This is a genomic window from Pseudoalteromonas sp. ESRF-bin5 (genome assembly GCF_002632075.1).
In the GTDB taxonomy this organism is placed as follows: Bacteria; Pseudomonadota; Gammaproteobacteria; order Enterobacterales; family Alteromonadaceae; genus Pseudoalteromonas; species Pseudoalteromonas marina.
On record NZ_NTLW01000182.1, the window covers coordinates 1 to 19,898 of the forward strand.

Sequence of the window (19,898 nt, forward strand, 5' to 3'; positions counted from 1 at the left end):
AATGGCAATACAGACCAGGCAAACTTGTTATTAAGTAAGCTTGATAACCAACTAACACAACAAACACCTTGCGTAAAAAAACTCAAGGTTATGTCTCGTATTCAAGGTAAAGACAAGGCAGTAATTCAAGAAGCAAAGCTGCTTGCTCGTGCCGGTAGATATGAACAAGCACGTCAAATTTACAATAAAATATTTAATGATGTTTATCCTACTTTAAACTTTGAGCTTGAGCATTTAAGCTGGTATGCACAAGACAGCGCTCAATGGCAAGGGGTTAAAAATGGTTACAAGCAATTATTAAAACGCTATGACAACCTAGGCACTATAGAAGTTGCTTATGCCAGACATTTGCTAAGACGTAACCCACGCGATAAAGCAGCTATGCGTATTTTAAGTAAGTATGGATCGACATCGGGTTTTAGTGATGAAGTTGAAGGTATTTGGCTCTCTGCACTAAAAAACATGCCCATAAACAGTAATACTGACAAGCAATTTCAGCAATACTTTATACTTTACCCGTTTAGTAATAAGGGAGAGTTACAGTATCAAGACTTTAAAAAGCAATTAAAAGCACGCCAAAAATTATTAGCCGACCCGGCTTATCAGCTTTGGTTAAAAGGCAATAAGCTACTCGAACAAGAAAGGTTAAATGCAGCAGAACCTCTTCTATTAAAAGCATTAAAAGGCCGCCCTACTGACGGCGAAATAATGAACAGCTTAGGCATACTTTACCTACAATTAGGGGAGCATGGTAAAGCCTATAACTATTTTACACGTGCACAAAAATACACTGCCGACTTTGCAGAGCGAAATACCCTTAAAAGCATGGCTAAAACAGCTAAGTTTTGGCTGTATATTCGCCAAGCAAGAGACGCTATAGACAGCAGTGAATTTAGAGTTGCCAAATTTAAACTCGATTTAGCCGCCGCATTAGAAGAAGAACCTAATACCGTACTGGCAAATCGTGGCACCTTACAATTTGCCCAAGGGCTATATTCACAAGCTGCGCTTACCTACCAAGTGGTGCTTAAAAGCGAGCCGTTAAACGAAGGCGCCCTATTTGGCTTACTTGAAATTGCAAAGCTTGAACAAAGTGAAAAAACGCTCACCTCTTTTTTTAATCGACTTTCATTTTCACAAAAAGAAATATTAAGAGCGTCATATTTAAGCTCATTAAGTAGCGTGTATAGAACTAAGGCAACAAAGCTAACTGAAGCTGGTGAATTAGAAGAGGCTGAAAAAATATTAAAAGAGGCTATTCAAGCAACACCAGAAGAGCCTTGGTTATATTACGACTTAGCGTTTATATATCAACAAAAAGGACTCACCGACAAAGCCCGCTCATTGTTTAATAATGTATTGTGGCAATTTCCGCTAAATTCACAGCTTAGGTATAGCCATGCACTGTTTTTGCGTGCTTTAGACGATTACCAAGGTGCGCTTGCTACGCTTCAGTATATTCCATTTAAATCTCGCGATGCTGACATTGTATCTCTTGAACAACAGTTACAACTTAATGAGTCTTTAGCACAAAGCGAACGTTTTATTAATTCTCAAAATAAAGCGGCTGCTATTTATCACTTAAGTGCGTTAGAAGCACAAAATTTAACGCCACCAATGAAAGCGGAGCTAGCACGAAGCTGGTTTAGCATAGAAGAACAAAACCACGCTTTAAAACTCATGCGTGACGCATTAGCTGAAGACCCCTCATTATCAGCCTATTGGCATATGCTGTATGGAGAATGGCTTTTAGCACAGGGTAATAAAGCTCAGACTACGGATTGGTTCAATCGTTATCGGCTTCCTGAAAATGCCTCTGAGGGTGAAATAGACCAGTTTGTGCAATTACAAAATGCCTATTATTCTGAGTATTTTAGTGGCAGTGATCTTATTGCGAAGCTAAATCAGCTTGATCAAAAATACCCAAGTTCATCAGCAACAACAACTGCGCTAATAAATGCAAACTTAGCACTTGATCAAAACCAATCAGCGATTATTTTATACGAACAAAAACTAAAAAATAATCAGTTAATTGAACCTCAAGCTTTAATGGCAATATCCAAAGCCTATAGAGCACTTGGGGATGATTTCCAAGCAAAAGAGGTCACACAGCTCGCCATTGAACAAAGTACAACGCAAGAAAGTTATTTTCAGCGTCAAATTATGGAATCGTTAAACGATTTTAATTACGCTGGTGATGCCCTTTACTTAGCCGAGCAACTTATTCAAAAAGCACCTAATGATTTAGAGCTTCGTTATTTAGGCGCGCAAGTTGCTGCTAATTTTAATGAAACAGAGCAAGCACAAACGTGGTACGCACAAACGCTTTCACCTAATCGTCAACTAAATGAAAAAGAACTCTACGCATCACTTTCGCGCATTAATGAAAACGACGAGTGGTATATAAACGGTGCCAAACGAGAACTACTCAGCCAACAAAACAAAAACCAAGCCTACATTGCTGTTGGTGTAAATTTTAGCGGACAAGTAAGTACTGAAAGTGAGGCTACATTGGGCGCTGGTTTAGTCCCTATTGAAGCGTACTTTCCGCTTTGGCAGGGGCAAGGCTTTGTAAAAATAGATCCTACAAGTATTAGCGCGCAAACAACACGATTTGACGAGCAATTTGCTGGCAGTCGATACGGTCAAGGCGCTTTGTGTATATTTACCTGTGGTATTGACGAAGTAAGTCCTGAGCAAGATGGCGTTGATATTGGCATTGGTTGGCAGAACGAAAACTGGCGCGTAGATATTGGTACAACACCACTGGGCTTTTTAATCGAAGACATTGTATGGGGTGTTAACTATTCGGACGACTTTGGTGACTTTGGCTATAGCCTTGAGTTAGAAAAACGACCAGTAACCAGCTCAGTACTCGCCTATGCTGGTCTTGAAGACGTTAATACTGGTAAAATTTGGGGGGGTGTTCGCTCAACTGGTTTAACCGCTAATGTTTCTCATGATTTAGGCGGCAATTGGGGGTTTTGGTCTAGTGCTGACTTTACATTATATAAAGGTCAAAACGTAAAAGATAACCAGCGCTACCGCTTGATGGGCGGCACCTATTATCGTGTGATAAGTAATCAAGACCGCGAATTTACAGTGGGTGCAAGTTTATTGCATTGGGCCTATAAATTTAATTTAAGTGAAGAAACCTGGGGCCACGGCGGCTACTACAGCCCACAGAACTATATTGGGTTATCGGTTCCTTTGACCTACGATGCACGATGGGGTGATGACTTTGTATACCGCGTAAAAACAGGCGTGTCGTATTCACAAACTAAAACGCAAGCCATCGACTTTTTCCCTAATGATCCTGACCTTCAAGCTGAAGCCTTTGTTCGCCAACTTGAAACCGGTGTAGATCCTGCCTTTGATTCAGATACCAGTGCGGGCGTATCGTACAATTTAGAAGGCAGTTTTGAATACAGAATAACCCCACATTGGTTCTTTGGTGGTTATTTAGCTATTGACCGTTCTGACTTTTACGAACCTAATTTTGGCCAACTGTATATCCGTTACTACTTCAATCCTGTCTACGGGACCCTTGAGTTTCCGGGTACACCTATTATCCCTTATGCTGAGTTCTAACTTAGCATAAGGTGATACACCGCTCAGTACTTCCCCTCGCCTTGAGGTATATGTATACTTGTGCGCAATTGTAGCTAGGATAAGGGTGTGTCTCTTACCTTGTGGTGTTATAGCCATACAGCAAATCATTATCTTAGATACAAATAATATACTGGTGGTCGAGCACTTTAACCTTATAAACAGGCTAACTTAGCTAAAGCAAAAAATTATAAGGCCATCACAACAATTCTTTAAGTTAGGAAGTAAATATGAGTTCAGCTCCAGATAGTGGCTGGTTTGGCCACCCTAAAGGACTTTCGACATTGTTCTTCACTGAAATGTGGGAACGAATGAGTTATTACGGTATGCGAGCTATGCTCGTATTATTCATGACAGCAAGCTTACAACAAGAAGGCCTTGGCTTTACGGTTGCATCAGCGGCTGCAATTTATGGTTTGTACACAGGTGCGGTATACTTTTTAGGCTTACCTGGCGGTTGGTTAGCAGATAGGTTATTTGGCGGCCAAAAAGCGGTTTGGTACGGTGGTATTATCATTATGTGTGGCCACATTATTTTGGCCGTTCCACATGAATATTCATTTTTTATTGGTTTAATTTTTGTTGCAACAGGTACGGGCTTACTCAAGCCAAATATCAGTGCAATGGTAGGCCAGTTATACAGCGATGCTGATGAGCGTCGTGATGGCGGTTACGCTATTTATTACATGGGTATTAACATGGGTTCTTTAATAGGTTACTACGTATGTGGTTACTTTATGGAGAACGTAGGTTGGCACTGGGCATTTGGTGCAGCAGCTGTTGGTATGGCCATTGGTTTAGTACAATACAAACTTACCCTTAATAACTTACCAGAGCACAGCGCTTTACCTGCTAATCCATTAAGCGCTAAAGGCACTTCACGTACATGGGGTGCTATCGCATTATTTGTGGCTGTTGTTGCGGGCGTTACCATAGCCGCTATGACTGGTGCTATCATTATAAACCCTTCGGTTGTAGCCGGTTATACAGCTGTTGCATTTACTATTATATTCTTTGTGTACTTTGGCCTTATTTATTTTAAAGGTAAATTAACAGGCGAAGAAAAACAAAGAATGTGGGCACTATTTTTAGTGTGTGTTGCCTCTGCATGTTTTTGGTCTGGTTTTGAGCAAGCAGGTTCTTCATTAAACCTATTTGCCCGCGATTACACCGACCGACTTATAGGTACTTTTGAAATTCCAACTACATGGTTTCAATCTTTAAATTCACTATTTATTATTGTTTTATCGCCATTTTTTGCTGCGCTTTGGATAAACCTATCTAAAAAAATGATATCGCCTACTTACAGCGTAAAATGTGCATTTGGCCTGATCATCATGGCCTCAGGCTTTTTAGTCATGTTTATGGCAGCACATTATGCAGCAGAAGGCTTAAAAGTAGCGCCTTACTGGTTGGTTACTACGTACTTTTTACACACAGTGGGTGAGCTTTGTTTAAGCCCTGTTGCATTAAGTGCAGTAAGCAAGTTATCGCCGCGTCGCTATACGGGTCAAATGATGGGTGTGTTTGTTTTAACTTACTCTATTGGTAATATTATCGCAGGTTTACTTGCTGGTAACTTTGATCCTAATAACGTTCAAGAAATCCCTACCCTATACTTACAAATTGCATTATTTAGCATTGGTGTAGGTATTGTTTTAGTGCTTATGAGCTTTAAAGCGAAAATATGGGAAAAACAAGGATTAGAGACCTAATTCGGTTAATCCTTTTGTATTAATAATTATTTACTGCATATTCTAAATGTAGTAACAAATAAAAAATGCCCCCATAATTGTTATGGGGGCATTTTTATACAGCTATGCTCCCATACTTTTAACTGATATTATGCATTAATAAATTGTTAAATTAGACACCCGAGGACTGCTGTATATGTTATTGGACAAGTTATTAAAAATAGCTGCAATACCATTTTTGCTCTTTATGTTAAGTGCATGCGGTGGTGCGAGTGATGCAGTAACGGTTAATCCAAACGATCCTGTTGAACCCGAGCCAACCCTACTTCCTTTAACTGCTGCTAACGGGTTAAACTCAACGCTAGATAACGGCGGGTTTGAATTAATTATCCCTGCAAATATAGCTTCATCAAATAGCGAAATCACTTACGAAAAAACAACACTAGATGATGCCAACGCACAGTTAAACATTATCTCTGATTTACACACCCTTATACCCGACCCTGACATTTCATTTTCAGACTCCTTTACTATTAGAATAAAAATACCTGAAGACTATGTACTCGGTGGGCAATTATTCATAGCCAGACAGTTAGGCCTAAATAGGTGGGAAACGATTACTAACTCAACCGTAAGCGATGATTATGTCAGTGCACAAGTGAATCAAGTCGGCACTTATGCAATTCAAATGCAGCGTAAAGAAGCATTCGCCGATATTGGTCCAACATGTGAAGCGAGCGCAACAACACAATCGGTACGCTTTGTTCATGTAGCAGACTTACATGCTCGTTTTGGGTATGAGGAACAATACTTTAGCCGTATTAAAGCCTATTACAATCAAGTCGCCAACCAAACACCACACACCCTATTTACCAATGGTGGTGACGATTATGAAAAAGGCACGGTAGCAGAGCAACTTTCACAAGGTACAGCAACCGAAGAAGCCATTAAAGCGATGCAGTTTGACATTCGTGTTGTGGGAAACCACGACTATGCATGGGGACCAGAAAAACTACTGAGCTATTCGCAAGATGATAAAGCGATTGTGCTTGCAAGTAACACTCGCTATGAAGGGGAGCAACTTCAAGATTTTGCCGCTGTGAGCTTTGCAAAAGTGCAAGTGGGCTGTGTCACCTTAGGTGTATTTGGCATGACGTCGGTGCCATGGAATGAATTAGATGAGCCACAGCAAGACGATCCAATTCCTGATTTTATAAAACAATTTAAAATGAGCTGGGAGTGGCAACAAGTTGCACAAAGCATTGTAGACCAATACCGTGATGATGTTGATTACATGGTAATGCTAAGCCATTTAGGAGTAGGCCTAGATACAGATATGGCAACTGAGGTTGCAGGTATTGATTTAGTATTAGGGGGCCATACCCATGGCGGCGAAAGCTTTGATACACTAGAAAATGGCGCCATTGTTATTCAACCTGACTTTTATGCAAAAGGGATAACCGACTTAACACTTGAGTTTAATTTAGCTGATAAAACAGCACCTGTTGTGAACTATCAAACGATTGCCACTGAAACCATCACTGAACGTGATGAACCGACAAAGCAAGCCATAGATGAAATTATGGGCCGTTACGCGCCTGATGCACAAACCGAAATAGCTATTTCAGAAAACTACCCTAGTGCAATTGAGTTAGCTGAAATAACAGCATTAGCCGCGCAACACGAAAGCTCAATCACAGCTGCACTTTTAAACCCCGAACTGGTTCAAAAGCGTTGGACACCCGGCACGCTCACACAAGAAGATTTTCACGAAGCATTTTACGTAGAAAGACAGCCTTCAAATACACCCGGTTTTAACGCAATATATAAAGTGACAGTAACAGGTACAGACTTAACATCTATGTATGCAAGCCAACCTGACTGGTTTTTACTCACACCCGAAAACATTCAAGCAACCAGCAATTATGATGTCGCTTTATTTAAAGGCGCAGCGCTTAACCCTGAATTATTTTTTAATGGTGTTACATTTTCAAACGTAGAACCCATTGCCGAAGCATGGTGGTTACTAGATCAGTACGCCCGATTTAGAACAAGCCAGTGCTTATACCTAGATACCAACAATCAACTGTTTTCATGTACAAACGAAGAAAACATAACGGTATGGAATTTTGATAATACAGCAAGCCCACTTACAGCAGATTTTGGACCTTCAGTACTCAGTTACTTCGATCCTGAAGAAAAAGACTGGGGCCCAGAAGAAACTCAATATAAAACCACTACCGAACTCGGCATTAGTGATTTGAGTGATGGGCCGTCAGGTGTAATGGCATTTTCAAGGCATGCACCAACCGAAGGCCTACATATTAACTTAAACACACCCGCTAACGGCGATTATGCCGCTGATGGCATGGTTTCAGACTACACACTTGTAATGGATTTATACTGGCCAGCAGAAGGCCAAGATATTTACCGTGCGGTTGTTCAAGCGGATACCGTTAACTACTTAACCGACGATGCCGACATATTTATTGACCCAAGTGGTGGTTATGGTAAATCAACCAGCGACAGCGGCTATTTTGGCAATACACAACCAGACTCTTGGCATCGTGTCGCTTTAGTATTTTATACTGCACCTACCAATGGCGTATTTGAAGTGTACATAGATGGCGAACTAGTGGGTGTAAAGGAAGATGGAGAAATAAACAACCGCTGGGCACTCAAAGACGCAGTGCTGCTGTTTAATGATGACAACTTTGAAACCGAGCCTGGCTACTTAAATGCCATGCTTTATGCCGGCCGTGCAATGAGCCGCGACGAAATAAAAAGCTTAGGTAATGCGCAGCAAAAACTCACTTATGAGCAAGCAACACGCGTACTTAATCAAACCATTGAACGCCATTACCAAGCTGCGCCTGAAATAAAACCAAACTTATGGTTACAACAGCGTAGCAAGTTTTTTGGTGAACACGCCAAAAATGTAAACAATTAATTACACTTAACCCTATTTCATACCACTTCAAAAAAGAGAGTTTAGCTACTTAAACTCTCTTTTTTATTACTATAATTCATAAGCTTAATCAAAAAACAGCCACTAAAACTGCTTACTTTTACAACGTAAAAATTTTCTACTGTATTGACTCAAAACAACTTGGCCACAAGCGTCCTATAAAATTTACACACCACTCAATTACTAAATACCTGGCTGCTCTTCCCCTAAATCTAATTCTGGTTAATTATCTTGGCATTAACACAACAACAAATAATCACAGTGCTTAAATTGTGGGAGTAATTAAAATGAGTGAAGTAACTAACTATTTAGGTTTAGTCGGTATTGAGTTTACTGAATACGCCACACCTGATGCAGATTACATGGATAAAGTATTTACTGACTTTGGCTTTTCAAAGCTTAAAAAGTTTAAAGGTAAAGACATTGTTTATTACAACCAAAACGACATTCACTTTTTACTGAACAACGAGCGTGAAGGTTTTTCTGCTGAATTTGCTAAAAGCCATGGTCCAGCAATTTGTTCAATGGGGTGGCGTGTAGAAGACGCACAAAAAGCATTTGAAACAGCTGTAGAGCGCGGTGCAAAACCAGCAACAGACTCTACACACAAAAACCTTCCTTACCCTGCAATTTACGGTATTGGCGACAGCCTAATTTACTTTATTGACCAATTTGGCGATAAAGGCACCATTTATGAAAGTGACTTTGAAGATTTAGCAACGCAAACGGTTGTTGAAGACAAAGGCTTTAAGCGTATCGATCACCTAACTAATAATGTTTATAAAGGCACAATGGAAACATGGGCAAACTTTTATAAAGATGTGTTTGGTTTTACAGAAGTACGTTACTTTGACATTAAAGGTCAAAAAACGGCGCTAATTTCATATGCGCTTAAATCTCCATGTGGCACCTTCTCAATTCCAATCAATGAAGGTAAAGGCAACGACAACAACCAAATTGACGAATACTTAGGTGAATACAATGGCCCAGGCGTTCAACATTTAGCATTTTTAACTGATGATTTAGTTAGCTCGCTAGACAAGCTAGATAAATCAACTATTGCAACGCTCGATATTATTCCTGAATACTACGACACCATTTTCGACCGTGTGCCGTGGGTAAAAGAAGACAAAGACAAAATTCGCGAACACCAAATACTGGTTGATAGCCAAAGCGAAAATTGTTACCTACTACAAATTTTCTCTAAAAACTTATTTGGCCCAATTTTTATAGAGATGATTCAACGCGTTGATGATGGCGGTTTTGGTGAAGGTAATTTCCAAGCGTTATTTGAATCAATTGAACGCGATCAAGAGCGCCGCGGCGTTTTATAATCTTTTTGAGTAAATTAAAAGCAGCGACCTTCGCTGCTTTTTGTCGTTTTAATATTTAAAATGTATGGCTTAAAGTGCAAGTATGCTTAAATAAATACTACATTGTTGCCATACAGTTAAACCAAAGGAAATGTAATGAGCCTAATTAACGAAACCCATGATATTAATTTAACAAGCTGGGTAGAGTCAGCGAATGTCGCCAATTGCGACTTCCCTATTCAAAACTTACCATTTGCCGAGTTTCGTCGCAAAGGCACTAACGAAGTATTTCGTGGCGGTGTTGCGATAGGTGATCAGGTCATAGACCTTGCAAAACTAAATGAGCTAAATGTATTTACAGGCGACGCTAAAACAGCACTCGATGCAGCGAGCGAGTCAACGCTAAATACATTTATGGGTTTAGGGCAGCAATATTGGTCAGCACTTCGTTTAGCCCTTTCAAAAGCATTACGCGAAGGCGCTGATTGTCAAAAAGATATTGCGAGCGTATTAATATCGCAAGCTGAAATTGAATTTTCATTACCATGTCGTATTGGTGACTACACCGATTTTTATACTTCTATTTATCATGCAACAGCAGTAGGTAGTTTATTTCGCCCTGATAACCCATTATTACCAAACTATAAATGGGTACCAATTGGTTACCATGGCCGTTCTTCATCTATTGATGTGTCTGGGCAAACATTTCACCGTCCTAAAGGACAAACTAAAGCACCTGATGCTGATGTGCCCTCGTTTGGTCCATGTAAACGCCTTGATTACGAGCTAGAGCTTGGCATTTACTTAGGTAAAGGAAATGCGCTTGGCGATGCAATTGCAATCGATAATGCAGAAAACCATGTATTTGGCTTTTGTGTGTTTAACGACTGGTCGGCCCGTGACTTACAAGCTTGGGAATACCAACCATTAGGTCCGTTTTTAGCGAAAAACTTTGCATCAACAGTGTCTCCTTGGATTGTTACAACAGAAGCACTTGCACCGTACAGAACAAGTTGGACGCGTGATGAAAACGATCCTCAACCTATGGAATATCTAGAGTCTGCCGCTAATCGCGAGCAAGGTGCATTTGATATTCAAATGGATGTAAAAATTCAAACCGAAAAGATGCGTAGCGAAGGGCACTCTCCTACCCGCGTATCTACCTCTAGCTTTAAGCACTCTTACTGGACTGTAGCTCAAATGGTAACTCACCACACAGTTAACGGGTGTAACTTTATGCCGGGTGATATGCTGGGTTCGGGTACGCAATCGGGCCCAACACATGAAGAAGCGGGTTCTTTACTTGAGCTTTCTCGTGGCGGTAAAGAAAAAATAACGCTAAGCAATGGCGAACAACGCAGCTTTTTAGAAGATGGCGATAACGTTATTATGCGCGGCTGGTGTGAAAAAGAAGGCTTTGCGCGTATTGGTTTTGGTTCAGTTGAAAGCACGGTTTTAGCCGCAAAATAATCTCAATCAAACATACTTAAATGAAAGGGCTGCTCTTAAAAGCAGCCCTTTTTTATTAATTTTTGAACAGTTACAATTTTTTTCTGGCTTTTTAAGCTCAGATTGATACATTATTCCGGTTAGTAGCCAGTGTTTATATGCCATGTCAGTATTTATAAAGTCTTACAAAAAACTTTTTCCAGCTCGCCAACTCCTTATTCGTCAAAATGGCGAGGTTAAGCATGTTGTTTTAGCGCCTTGGTTACAACTTTTTGCAATAGTGCTTATTTTAGCAACACTTGTATGGGTGAGCATTTCTAGCTTTCGTGTATATACACAAACTAACCATATCTCTGACATAGAAAAAAATCAGCTTAACAAACAAGCACTATGGGAACAAAAAGTTAGCGAGCAACAACGTCTTCACGAACAGCAACTCAAACAGCTAGTAACTCTTGAACAAAAACAAGCGCTACTTCAAAGTATGATCGAATCTTTACCTGCTTCAATTAGCCAAGACGTTATTCAGTTAGGTGAAGAGCTTGAGTCACCTATTAACGAAAATAAAAACGAATTTCATGAACCTTTAGTAGATGAAGACCCAAATGCTAAGCAAGTTAATTTAGGTAAGCCTATTAGTTTTGAAACACGTTTGGCACATTTAAATGAGCAATACGAACAAAGCTTTAATTACCTAGACAAAAAAATAAACGAACGACATAACGCTATTTTAGCCATGCTTAAAGGCGCAGGCCTTGATGCCGCATTGGAAAAACACCTAGCAATTAACTCTTTGCATATTGCTCAAGGTGGCCCTTTTGATGTATTCGATGAAACAAATATACCCGGTCATTTTTTGGCTATAGTTGATAAGTTAGTCGCGTTAAATAATCTAGAAAATTTATTAACTGAATTACCTAACACCCTGCCCTTACCCGCTGCAAAATATTATATTTCAAGTAGCTTTGGCTTACGTAAAGACCCAATGAATAACCGCCGAGCATTTCACAAAGGCGTAGACTTAGCGGGTTGGCACAAAACCGAAATTTTTGCTCCGGCCGACGCTGTAGTTCTTCGTGCAGGGCGTAATGGCGGATATGGTAACTTTATTGAACTTGAACACAAAAATGGCTTAGTAACTCGCTTTGGCCATTTAAATAAAATAAAAGTAAAAAAAGGCCAGCACATTGCCAAGCATGATGTAATTGGTTTAATGGGGAGCACTGGTAGAAGTACTAGCACTCATTTACACTACGAAGTATTGGTTAATGGCGAACAAGTCAATCCTCTAAAAATAACAAAGGCGCTTTCTCGTGTTCGGTAGAAAAAAATCAACAAGTACTAACCTAAGAAAGGTTAATCATACCCCCTCTATTATTTCTGAAGATGTGCGCCTTACTGGCACTTTAATAAGCCAAGGCGAGGTTCAACTTGATGGACGCATAGATGGCGACATAAAAGCCGAGCAATTAGTTATTGGCTCCTCCGGTGTAGTTGAAGGAATTGTTGAAGCAGTAGGCATTGTTGTTAAAGGCACTGTTATTGGCTCTATCAATGCAAGCGAAGTAAAAATACAAAGTGGTGCTCACGTCCATGGCGACGTATTTCATGATTCATTGAGTATAGATGCTGGCGCTATAATTGAAGGCAACTTAAAGCAACGCACTGAAAAAGAGACGGTAGAGTTAACTGCTGAACCAATTGAAAATGAAGTTAAAACACTGATTGAAGAAGATGACAGCGGCTTGTCGTTTGTAAATAAACAAGCCACGGATAAAAGCGAGCGGTAGGCTATTTTTTCTCAGTAATATACATTGTAATATCTGCAGTGAACACGAGTTCGTTGCGGGTATTATAAAGCTTTACTGGTACTACTAAATCTTCTTTATCAATCCACTGGCGTGGTAAATCAATTTCAGCAATAGCGGTAACGTCTGTATCAACCTTTGCCAAATATTGTACGGTCATTCCCTTGGGTATCCAACGATGGGTTTTTACCGGTACAGTCGCGTCAACCATCACCCCTGCACATAACTCAGCCAAATTACACTGCGCAATTGCATGAATGGTTCCAATATGGTTATGAACACTACGACGATTTTTAACAACAGCACTACAGTGCCCTTCTCGCAGGTCTAATACATACGGCTTCATTGAGCCAAAGTAAGGTGCTTTAAAACAAACAGCTTTAGTAAAAAGCCAATTGCCAAAGGGTAAGTTTTTAAATTTATGCCACGTTTTAACTAGTGGTGATTGATTTGCCATTTTTATTATCCAGTTACAGTTACTTTATTAACGCTAACACATCAGACCAGTTTAAAAAAGCCGTTTTAATTACTGCTTTTATTATGTGTTTAACAAAAAATACGAATGACGACGTATGCATAGGCCAAAAGCCCTTTCTTTTTTACGAGTGCCCCCCTAAAATACGCGAAAAAGGAGACTCAATGCATACACAGCCCGCAAAACCTAATCTAACTTTATTACTTATCTTAGCGTTGCTCGTTATTTTTTGCCCTATGGCTATTGATATTTATCTGCCCGCTTTTCCTACCATAGCAGAGCAATTTTTGGTGACTGAGCAACAAGTGCAGCAAACTGTTGCCATTTTTATGTTAACCGTTGGACTAGGTCAATTAATTGCAGGGCCATTAGCAGATAGATTTGGCCGAAAGCCTGTCGCATTAGTGGGTATTAGCTTATATGCAGGCTCTGCGTTACTTGCTTACTGTGCCCCTTCGTTTGAAGTATTACTTTCTGCTCGAGCATTACAAGGGTTAGGTGCATGCGCCACATTTGTTGTCGCTTTCGCTATTGTAAGAGACAAATTTGGTAGCGAACGTAGCGGCCAAATTATTACTTACTTAAATGGCATTGTGTGCTTTATTCCTGCGTTAGCGCCCATTTTAGGTGCTTGGTTAACTGTTAAGTTTGGCTGGGAAATGAACTTCTTATTTTTAACTGGGTTTGCATTGTTAGGCTTTATTGTTACGTTTTTCTTCTTTAGAGAAACACGACCAGCCGATAGCGTTTATCAGGGGCATATTCTCGATTTAAGACGCTTTATACCTATTATTTCAACGCCACTATTTTTATTTAATAGCTTGCTTTGCATGGTTACTATGTCGGTTATTTTAGTGTTTGTCACCCTAGCACCTGGCTGGATAATTACTGAGCTTGGCGGAAGCGTAGCTAATTTTACATTTTGGTTTTCACTTAATGCCGTTTTAAGCATTATTGCCAGTTTTATTATGCCACTGTACATTAAACGCCACCCCAAACGCGCTTTAAAAATAGGGTTACTGCTATTGGTTGGCTCGGGATTACTTATGCTCCTGTTTAGCCAATATAAATCAGCTTTGGCGTTAATGATCCCCATGTTTGTGGCTGCATTTGGTTTTGCGCTAACTCTTGGTTCTGCAGCAGGTAGAGCATTAAGCTTGTTTCCTAAACAAGCGGGCACAGCTTCAGCGTTGCTTGGTGCAATGCAAATGAGTGGTGCAAGTTTGCTGGTATTTATTACTCAATTTTTACAGTTGCAGACCCCTATATTAATTGGCGTCCACTTTTTATTATTGGTCCCTTTTAGCTATTTATTGTTTCGCAAAGCGCAGTTTTCATAATTCACCTTATTAAACACAAACTATTAATGGGAAAATACGGCTTATTTTCCCCACGCTCCCTTTAAAAACGACGCTTAAAAAGCAGCAAGTGAAACTTGTGTAGTGAGAGGTCAATCAAGCTCTATATCGGTGATACAGTAAGCCATAGACTGCTTTTTATTTATCATTACGATTGGTATCATCAACTATCTTTAATTAATTCATGTATATGATGATCAACCCTGATTTTCTCTTCTCTTTTTTAATTGCTAGTTTTTTAATGGCGGTTGCCCCAGGCCCTTCGAATGCGTTTTTAATGGCACAAACATTTGCAAATGGCCGTACTGCGGGTATGCAAAGTGCGTTTGGTTTTGCATTAGGTGGTGTTGTGCATACCTTTTTTGCCGTAATAGGCTTAAGTGCTATTTTAAAAGCATCACCCGCTGCCTATAGTGCTGTTCAATATACAGGTGCAGCTTATTTGTGTTATTTGGGCTTTATGATGATAAAAAGCACGCTAAAAAACACAGCTACTTCCACACAAACACAAAGTGAAGATAAGCCACACGTAAGCACTGCTAAAAAGTCTAATGTGATGTTTCAAGCCATGATGACCGAGGTACTTAACCCTAAGGTCGCTTTATTTTTTATTGCATTTATTCCACAGTTTGTCGACCCGAGCTTATCATCAGCAACTTTTCAGCTCGCATTTTTTGGCCTGCTATACCCTATTTTTGCTTTTCCAATAGACTGCACGTATATTTATTTTGGCGACAAGATCGCACAGTTTTTTAGGCAGCATCCAAATAGTCAACTTTGGATTGATAGAGTAACGGGAATAATATTTATTGCCCTCGCTATTAATCTACTATTATAACTTTCCTAAATGCTAACAGTTGGTGTAACTATGAGCATTTAGGCACAAATAAAAAGAATTAATATGGAACAAAAAACGCAATCTCTCCCTGCAAAAAAAAATATTGCCCTTGTTGCTCACGATGGCAAAAAAGCCGCACTAAAGCTGTGGTGCGACAAACATAAAAACACACTGAGCAAACACACCTTATACGGCACAGGTACAACGGGGCATTTAATTCAAAAAAGTACAGGGCTTGATGTTGTTCAGCTTTTAAGTGGCCCAATGGGTGGCGACCAACAACTGGGCGCCAAAATAGCAGAGCATGAAATTCATGTTTTAATATTTTTTTGGGACCCTTTAGCTTCTCAGCCTCATGACCCTGATGTAAAAGCATTACTACGCTTAGCGGCAGTGTGGAATATTCCTGTAGCGTGTAACGAGGTAAGTGCTGATATGCTGTTAAGCTCTCCTTTAATGGAAAACGAGCTTGAGCGTACCTTGCCAGATTACGAAAAATACCTCGCAACCCGACAAATAAGTCTATAAGCCTTTTAAGTTACTTATAAAGCATGCTGGCCCATTTAGTCAGGCCAGCAGTTACGCTACCAAAATGGTCACCATTAACCATATTAATATCACCTAAGTGCTTGCTAAGTGCTGCTTTGATTAGTGGAGACTGCGCACTGCCCCCCGTTAAATAAATAACGTCTGGTGTTGTTTGTGCATCGCTTATTGCTTGTTTTGCCAAAGTGACTATTTGGCTAATACTACTTTCTACAGCTAGCGATAAATCATGAACAGATAAGTTTTTACTAAGTTCTGTATCTAAAAAGCGCAAGTCACAGTTAAAGTCATGTGTTGACGAAAGGGCTATTTTTGCGGCTTCACCTTGTTGAACAAGTTGATGCCCTTGCTTATTTTGTTGTAAGTGAATTAAGCGTTTATAAAGGTCTGGTGCACTTACATCTCGCAACTGTGCATTAAGTTCACGCGCCTGACTTTCACTGTAAAATTGGCTTTGCAAATTAACATCGTTAATTTTACATGCCTGCCAAAACGGCTGATTTGGCAAAGGTAATCCCGATTTAAATGTACTGCCAAGCCCTAATAAGGGCATTAACCCATGAAAGCTCAATGCAATATCTAAATCGTTTCCGCCAACACGTTTACCGCTGTGAGCTAAAAAGTCGTTATCGCGCTGACTATTTCCTCTAAAACTTGGACCCATTTGCACAAACGAACAATCACTGGTCCCCCCACCAATATCTATAACCAACACTTTCTGATCGTGTGTTAAATCACTTTCGTAATCGATACCTGCTGCTAGCGGTTCGTATAAAAAATTAACGTCTTTAAAGCCAGCACGTTTTGCAGCTCGCTCTAAAATACCCACAGCTTGCTGGTTCGACTGTTCACCGCCTACCGCCTGAAAGTTTACAGGGCGGCCAATAACAGTTTGAGTAAGTACTTTTTCTAAAGACTGCTCTGCGCGTTGTTTTATTTTTAAAATCATTGCCGTTGCAATGTCTTCAAAAAAGTTAATTTGGCCTTGCTTTAAACCGGTTGCACCAAAAAACGATTTGGGTGACTTAACAAAGTATCCTTCTTCAGGAAATTGAACGTATTCACTAATTGCTTCACGACCAATAAATAAGGTCTCATCTGAAGGTTGTAAATCAAGGTCTGATTTAATTCGAGGCAGTGAGTTTAAAAGGGCTTGGCGCTGAGATTTAAAATCTTGTTCATGCGCGGTTCCTTTCAAATGCTTAGCAACAAAATCAACCACCAAAGCACTGTGATGCGTATAAAGTGTAGAAGGTAAGTAATGCTTGCCTTGCTCTAAAGGCACTAACTGAACATTATTATTGTTCATTACACCCATAGCACAATTTGAACTACCGTAATCAAAACCTACAAACATATACCACCACACATTACCAAAAAGGCCGCGCAATTTAGCATATTTAAGATCACTTTTAAATTGCTATATGCTTTCTCGCACTCTTAAAAAGCTAGCAAAGCGAGGAAGGCCATTTTTAGTCAACCCATGAAAACGATAGGTAACAGTGCTACCAATGGCCGGTGGGTTTTGACGTTGTGCATCGCTAAATCCTGTACCAATTGAAAATAGCTGCCCAGAGGCTGACTTAACGCGCAGCGCACCAAGCATCCCCGTGTATTTCCCTTTACCCGGCAAATGAGCAATGACAACCGCCTCAGCATCAAGGTAAGGCTTTAACTTTAACAAAGCACCACTTCGTCCACTTTTATGTTTTGCATCAGCTAGGTGCAGTATAACGCCTTCTGCACCCTGTGCCGTTATGCTATTGAAGTAATCAGAGAGCTGTTTGTTATCTTTAAATTGAACCTGCTTAACTGCTTTAATGTGGGGCTGATTAATGTGTGTAACAAGTTGGGAATAATTTTTATAACGCTCGCTAAAAGCTAAGGTTTTATCTGGCATATCAAATATCTTGTAAGTGACGGCTTGCCAGTCTTTGTTATTTGGGATTTTAGTTCTTACTATACCGCTTAATGCAGCAAAGTGCTCTCGTTTAGTCCAAAGCTCGCCATCTAACCACGTATTGGGCAGGGATGCAGTAAACCAATGTGGTGCATTAATTATATTCCCTTTGCGAGTAACAAGCTGTGTGCCCGTCCATATGGCTCTTACACCGTCAAATTTTTCGCTGACTAAATAGGCACTAATATCATTGTGCTTTTCTTCATCATACACTTTGGCTAATAATACAGAAGGCTGAGAAGTATAAGCCGAGCAGCTAAACAAAATAACCGTAATAAATAACATCCATTTTATAGCAATCATTAGCGCATCCAAGCTAGGTAATAGTGACTTAAACTATAGTTGAGATTGCACCCATTGCCAAAACTCATCAAGGTTACCCATGCAATAGGTCGCTTTGCTAAAGTCATGATCTTTGGTGTGGCTATTAGCAATAGCAACCACCCTTAAACTCGCATTATTTGCGGCGCTTACGCCTGTAAATGTATCTTCTACGGCTATCGCATTTTCTGGCTTTACGTTTATTTGCTTTAAAGCGAGTAAATACGGGTCGCCTGCAGGCTTGGGGTTAATTACATCGTCTTTAGTAACAAGTGTGTCAAACAGCTCATAAAACCCTAACCCTTTTAGAATTGGCATAGCTTCGCTTGTTGCACTACCGGTGACAAGCGCCATTTTTAAGCCACTATTTTTAACCGCTTTTAGCGTTTGTTCTACATATGGCATAAGCGGTGGTAAGTTCGTTTTGACGTATTCACCAAATAATCGATATTTTTCAGCAGCTAAAAACTCAGCACTGACTGATAAATTATTCTCACTTTTAATTTCAATTGCCGCTTCTAGTGTAGGACGCCCTGAAAACCGCTGACAAAATTCATCTTCTAAATAACTTACCTCAAATGGCGCTAACAATGTGCTCCAACATACAAAATGCATCGCTTCTGAATCGACTAACGTGCCATCCATATCAAATAAAACGGCCTGTAAGCTCATGATCTCTCCTTAAATTAAAGTGCTAAAAAAAGGTGCTAGAGCACCTTTTTTGTTTTTTATTATTACTGCGTTAAACCCGCCGGCGGCTCACCAAAAGCTTCTTCACCGGTTTCAATATCAACTAACTCATAACCACGGGCTTTACGAACCACCTTAAGCACAGGTTTTTCAAAAGCAGTTTTTAAGCGCTCCGAGTCATCTTTTAATTCATCAAGCGTTGTACCAAACGGTGCTGCGCCTGTTTCTGACCAGTTAGTTACTTTACCATTTAGGTTATATTCTACTTCGTGTATTTGATATTGCGCCGCTTCATCTTTTGTTGCTTCACAAAAAATTACACGGTAATTCCAAAATCCAGCCATTATATTTCTCTATCAATAAACCAATTATGCGCTACTTTAACAGCTCTAAAAGGGATCACAAAATAAAAAGCCTGCACAATGCAGGCTTTTAAATGTAAATTTCTAATCTATTAATTAGAAAAATTTCACTTTAAATTCAGCACCAACATAACGCTCTTCATTAACAATACCCGTGTTATTGTTAAAGTCGATAGCGCCTATTGCTTGTTGCTCATCAAATAAGTTACGAACAAAACCAGCAACTTCGTATTCGTAGTCACCTTGTGCCCATCTGTAACCTGCACGAAGACCAACTTCAGTTAAAGGCTTGCCTTCAAACTCTACAGATTCATATAAGAACATGTTGATTTTGCTGCGGTAAGAAATGTCACCATTTGCAAAGAAATCACCATCTTCAAGCTCTTTAGTGTAACGAAGCGTAAAGTTAGAGATCCACTCTGGTGCATGCGGTAAGCTGTTACCGTCTAAAATTGCACGAGCTTCTGGACCAAAAGGACCTGCAACTTGGAAAGTTGGATCTGTCAC

Annotated in this window: 15 protein-coding genes and 1 pseudogene; 10 read left to right on the forward strand and 6 right to left on the reverse strand. The window is 40.0% G+C overall.

Going from position 1 to position 19,898, the window contains the following annotated elements; all coding sequences use genetic code 11:
- The 7 genes from BCG07_RS11015 to BCG07_RS11045 all read left to right on the forward strand — a co-directional run.
- Positions 1-3,591: cellulose synthase subunit BcsC-related outer membrane protein (locus tag BCG07_RS11015; RefSeq protein WP_286890146.1), on the forward strand; the 3,591-nt coding region annotated here is incomplete at its 5' end.
- Between the two features lie 248 nt (positions 3,592-3,839).
- Complete coding sequence (locus BCG07_RS11020) at positions 3,840-5,324, forward strand: peptide MFS transporter (RefSeq protein ID WP_243531290.1); 1,485 nt, start codon at positions 3,840-3,842, stop codon at positions 5,322-5,324.
- Between the two features lie 175 nt (positions 5,325-5,499).
- On the forward strand, positions 5,500-8,253 hold the full coding sequence (locus BCG07_RS11025) for a metallophosphoesterase (protein ID WP_286890147.1): 2,754 nt from the start codon (positions 5,500-5,502) through the stop codon (positions 8,251-8,253).
- 305 nt (positions 8,254-8,558) lie between these two features.
- A complete protein-coding gene (gene hppD / locus BCG07_RS11030) occupies positions 8,559-9,605 on the forward strand; it encodes a 4-hydroxyphenylpyruvate dioxygenase (RefSeq protein ID WP_006791414.1) in 1,047 nt (348 codons plus the stop codon).
- A 135-nt stretch (positions 9,606-9,740) separates the two neighbouring features.
- Positions 9,741-11,054, forward strand: a complete 1,314-nt coding sequence (gene fahA, locus BCG07_RS11035; protein ID WP_286890148.1) for a fumarylacetoacetase — start codon at positions 9,741-9,743, stop codon at positions 11,052-11,054.
- A gap of 142 nt (positions 11,055-11,196) precedes the next feature.
- Entirely contained in the window at positions 11,197-12,357 is a 1,161-nt protein-coding gene (locus tag BCG07_RS11040; protein WP_286890149.1) for a peptidoglycan DD-metalloendopeptidase family protein, read from the forward strand.
- The gene (locus tag BCG07_RS11045) at positions 12,347-12,823 is read left to right on the forward strand and encodes a bactofilin family protein (RefSeq protein ID WP_286890151.1); all 477 of its coding nucleotides are present in this window, start codon (positions 12,347-12,349) and stop codon (positions 12,821-12,823) included. The genes BCG07_RS11040 and BCG07_RS11045 overlap by 11 nt, the downstream gene beginning before the upstream one ends.
- Before the next feature lies 1 nt (position 12,824).
- Here the strand turns inward: BCG07_RS11045 and BCG07_RS11050 are convergent, their stop codons facing one another.
- Positions 12,825-13,298 (reverse strand): hotdog fold domain-containing protein, encoded by a 474-nt coding sequence (locus tag BCG07_RS11050; RefSeq protein WP_006791419.1) that lies wholly within the window; start codon positions 13,296-13,298, stop codon positions 12,825-12,827.
- A 182-nt stretch (positions 13,299-13,480) separates the two neighbouring features.
- On the opposite strand from BCG07_RS11050, the gene BCG07_RS11055 reads away from it, so the two are divergent.
- The 3 genes from BCG07_RS11055 to BCG07_RS11065 all read left to right on the forward strand — a co-directional run bounded on the left by BCG07_RS11055 (position 13,481) and on the right by BCG07_RS11065 (position 16,040).
- Positions 13,481-14,656, forward strand: a complete 1,176-nt coding sequence (locus tag BCG07_RS11055) for a multidrug effflux MFS transporter (protein ID WP_286890152.1) — start codon at positions 13,481-13,483, stop codon at positions 14,654-14,656.
- A 211-nt stretch (positions 14,657-14,867) separates the two neighbouring features.
- The gene (locus BCG07_RS11060; protein WP_286890158.1) at positions 14,868-15,512 is read left to right on the forward strand and encodes a LysE family translocator; all 645 of its coding nucleotides are present in this window, start codon (positions 14,868-14,870) and stop codon (positions 15,510-15,512) included.
- A 63-nt stretch (positions 15,513-15,575) separates the two neighbouring features.
- Positions 15,576-16,040 carry a methylglyoxal synthase gene (locus BCG07_RS11065; RefSeq protein WP_006791424.1) on the forward strand — a complete coding sequence of 155 codons (465 nt, stop codon included), beginning with the start codon at positions 15,576-15,578 and terminating at the stop codon, positions 16,038-16,040.
- Positions 16,041-16,050: 10 nt separating this feature from the next.
- On the opposite strand, the gene yegD is transcribed toward BCG07_RS11065, so the two are convergent.
- From yegD to BCG07_RS11090, 5 genes and pseudogenes are all read right to left on the reverse strand, one after another.
- Positions 16,051-17,415, reverse strand: coding sequence for a molecular chaperone (yegD, locus tag BCG07_RS11070; RefSeq protein ID WP_286890153.1), 1,365 nt, complete (start codon positions 17,413-17,415; stop codon positions 16,051-16,053).
- Between the two features lie 63 nt (positions 17,416-17,478).
- Positions 17,479-18,321: a DNA ligase gene (locus BCG07_RS11075; protein ID WP_277053479.1), complete on the reverse strand. Its 843-nt coding sequence runs from the start codon at positions 18,319-18,321 to the stop codon at positions 17,479-17,481.
- 33 nt (positions 18,322-18,354) lie between these two features.
- Complete coding sequence (locus BCG07_RS11080; protein ID WP_286890154.1) at positions 18,355-19,011, reverse strand: HAD family hydrolase; 657 nt, start codon at positions 19,009-19,011, stop codon at positions 18,355-18,357.
- 62 nt (positions 19,012-19,073) lie between these two features.
- Entirely contained in the window at positions 19,074-19,373 is a 300-nt protein-coding gene (locus tag BCG07_RS11085; protein WP_006791428.1) for a hypothetical protein, read from the reverse strand.
- 114 nt (positions 19,374-19,487) lie between these two features.
- Positions 19,488-19,898: pseudogene (locus BCG07_RS11090) on the reverse strand (TonB-dependent receptor); the annotation flags it as partial.

Bases quoted from the DNA above. Each gene is read 5' to 3' on its own strand.
- BCG07_RS11020 (WP_243531290.1), top strand. From the start codon at position 3,840: ATGAGTTCAGCTCCAGATAGTGGCTGGTTTGGCCACCCTAAAGGACTT.
- BCG07_RS11025 (WP_286890147.1), top strand. From the start codon at position 5,500: ATGTTATTGGACAAGTTATTAAAAATAGCTGCAATACCATTTTTGCTC.
- hppD (WP_006791414.1), top strand. From the start codon at position 8,559: ATGAGTGAAGTAACTAACTATTTAGGTTTAGTCGGTATTGAGTTTACT.
- fahA (WP_286890148.1), top strand. From the start codon at position 9,741: ATGAGCCTAATTAACGAAACCCATGATATTAATTTAACAAGCTGGGTA.
- BCG07_RS11040 (WP_286890149.1), top strand. From the start codon at position 11,197: ATGTCAGTATTTATAAAGTCTTACAAAAAACTTTTTCCAGCTCGCCAA.
- BCG07_RS11050 (WP_006791419.1), bottom strand. From the start codon at position 13,298: ATGGCAAATCAATCACCACTAGTTAAAACGTGGCATAAATTTAAAAAC.
- BCG07_RS11055 (WP_286890152.1), top strand. From the start codon at position 13,481: ATGCATACACAGCCCGCAAAACCTAATCTAACTTTATTACTTATCTTA.
- BCG07_RS11060 (WP_286890158.1), top strand. From the start codon at position 14,868: ATGATCAACCCTGATTTTCTCTTCTCTTTTTTAATTGCTAGTTTTTTA.
- BCG07_RS11065 (WP_006791424.1), top strand. From the start codon at position 15,576: ATGGAACAAAAAACGCAATCTCTCCCTGCAAAAAAAAATATTGCCCTT.
- yegD (WP_286890153.1), bottom strand. From the start codon at position 17,415: ATGTTTGTAGGTTTTGATTACGGTAGTTCAAATTGTGCTATGGGTGTA.
- BCG07_RS11075 (WP_277053479.1), bottom strand. From the start codon at position 18,321: ATGATTGCTATAAAATGGATGTTATTTATTACGGTTATTTTGTTTAGC.
- BCG07_RS11080 (WP_286890154.1), bottom strand. From the start codon at position 19,011: ATGAGCTTACAGGCCGTTTTATTTGATATGGATGGCACGTTAGTCGAT.
- BCG07_RS11085 (WP_006791428.1), bottom strand. From the start codon at position 19,373: ATGGCTGGATTTTGGAATTACCGTGTAATTTTTTGTGAAGCAACAAAA.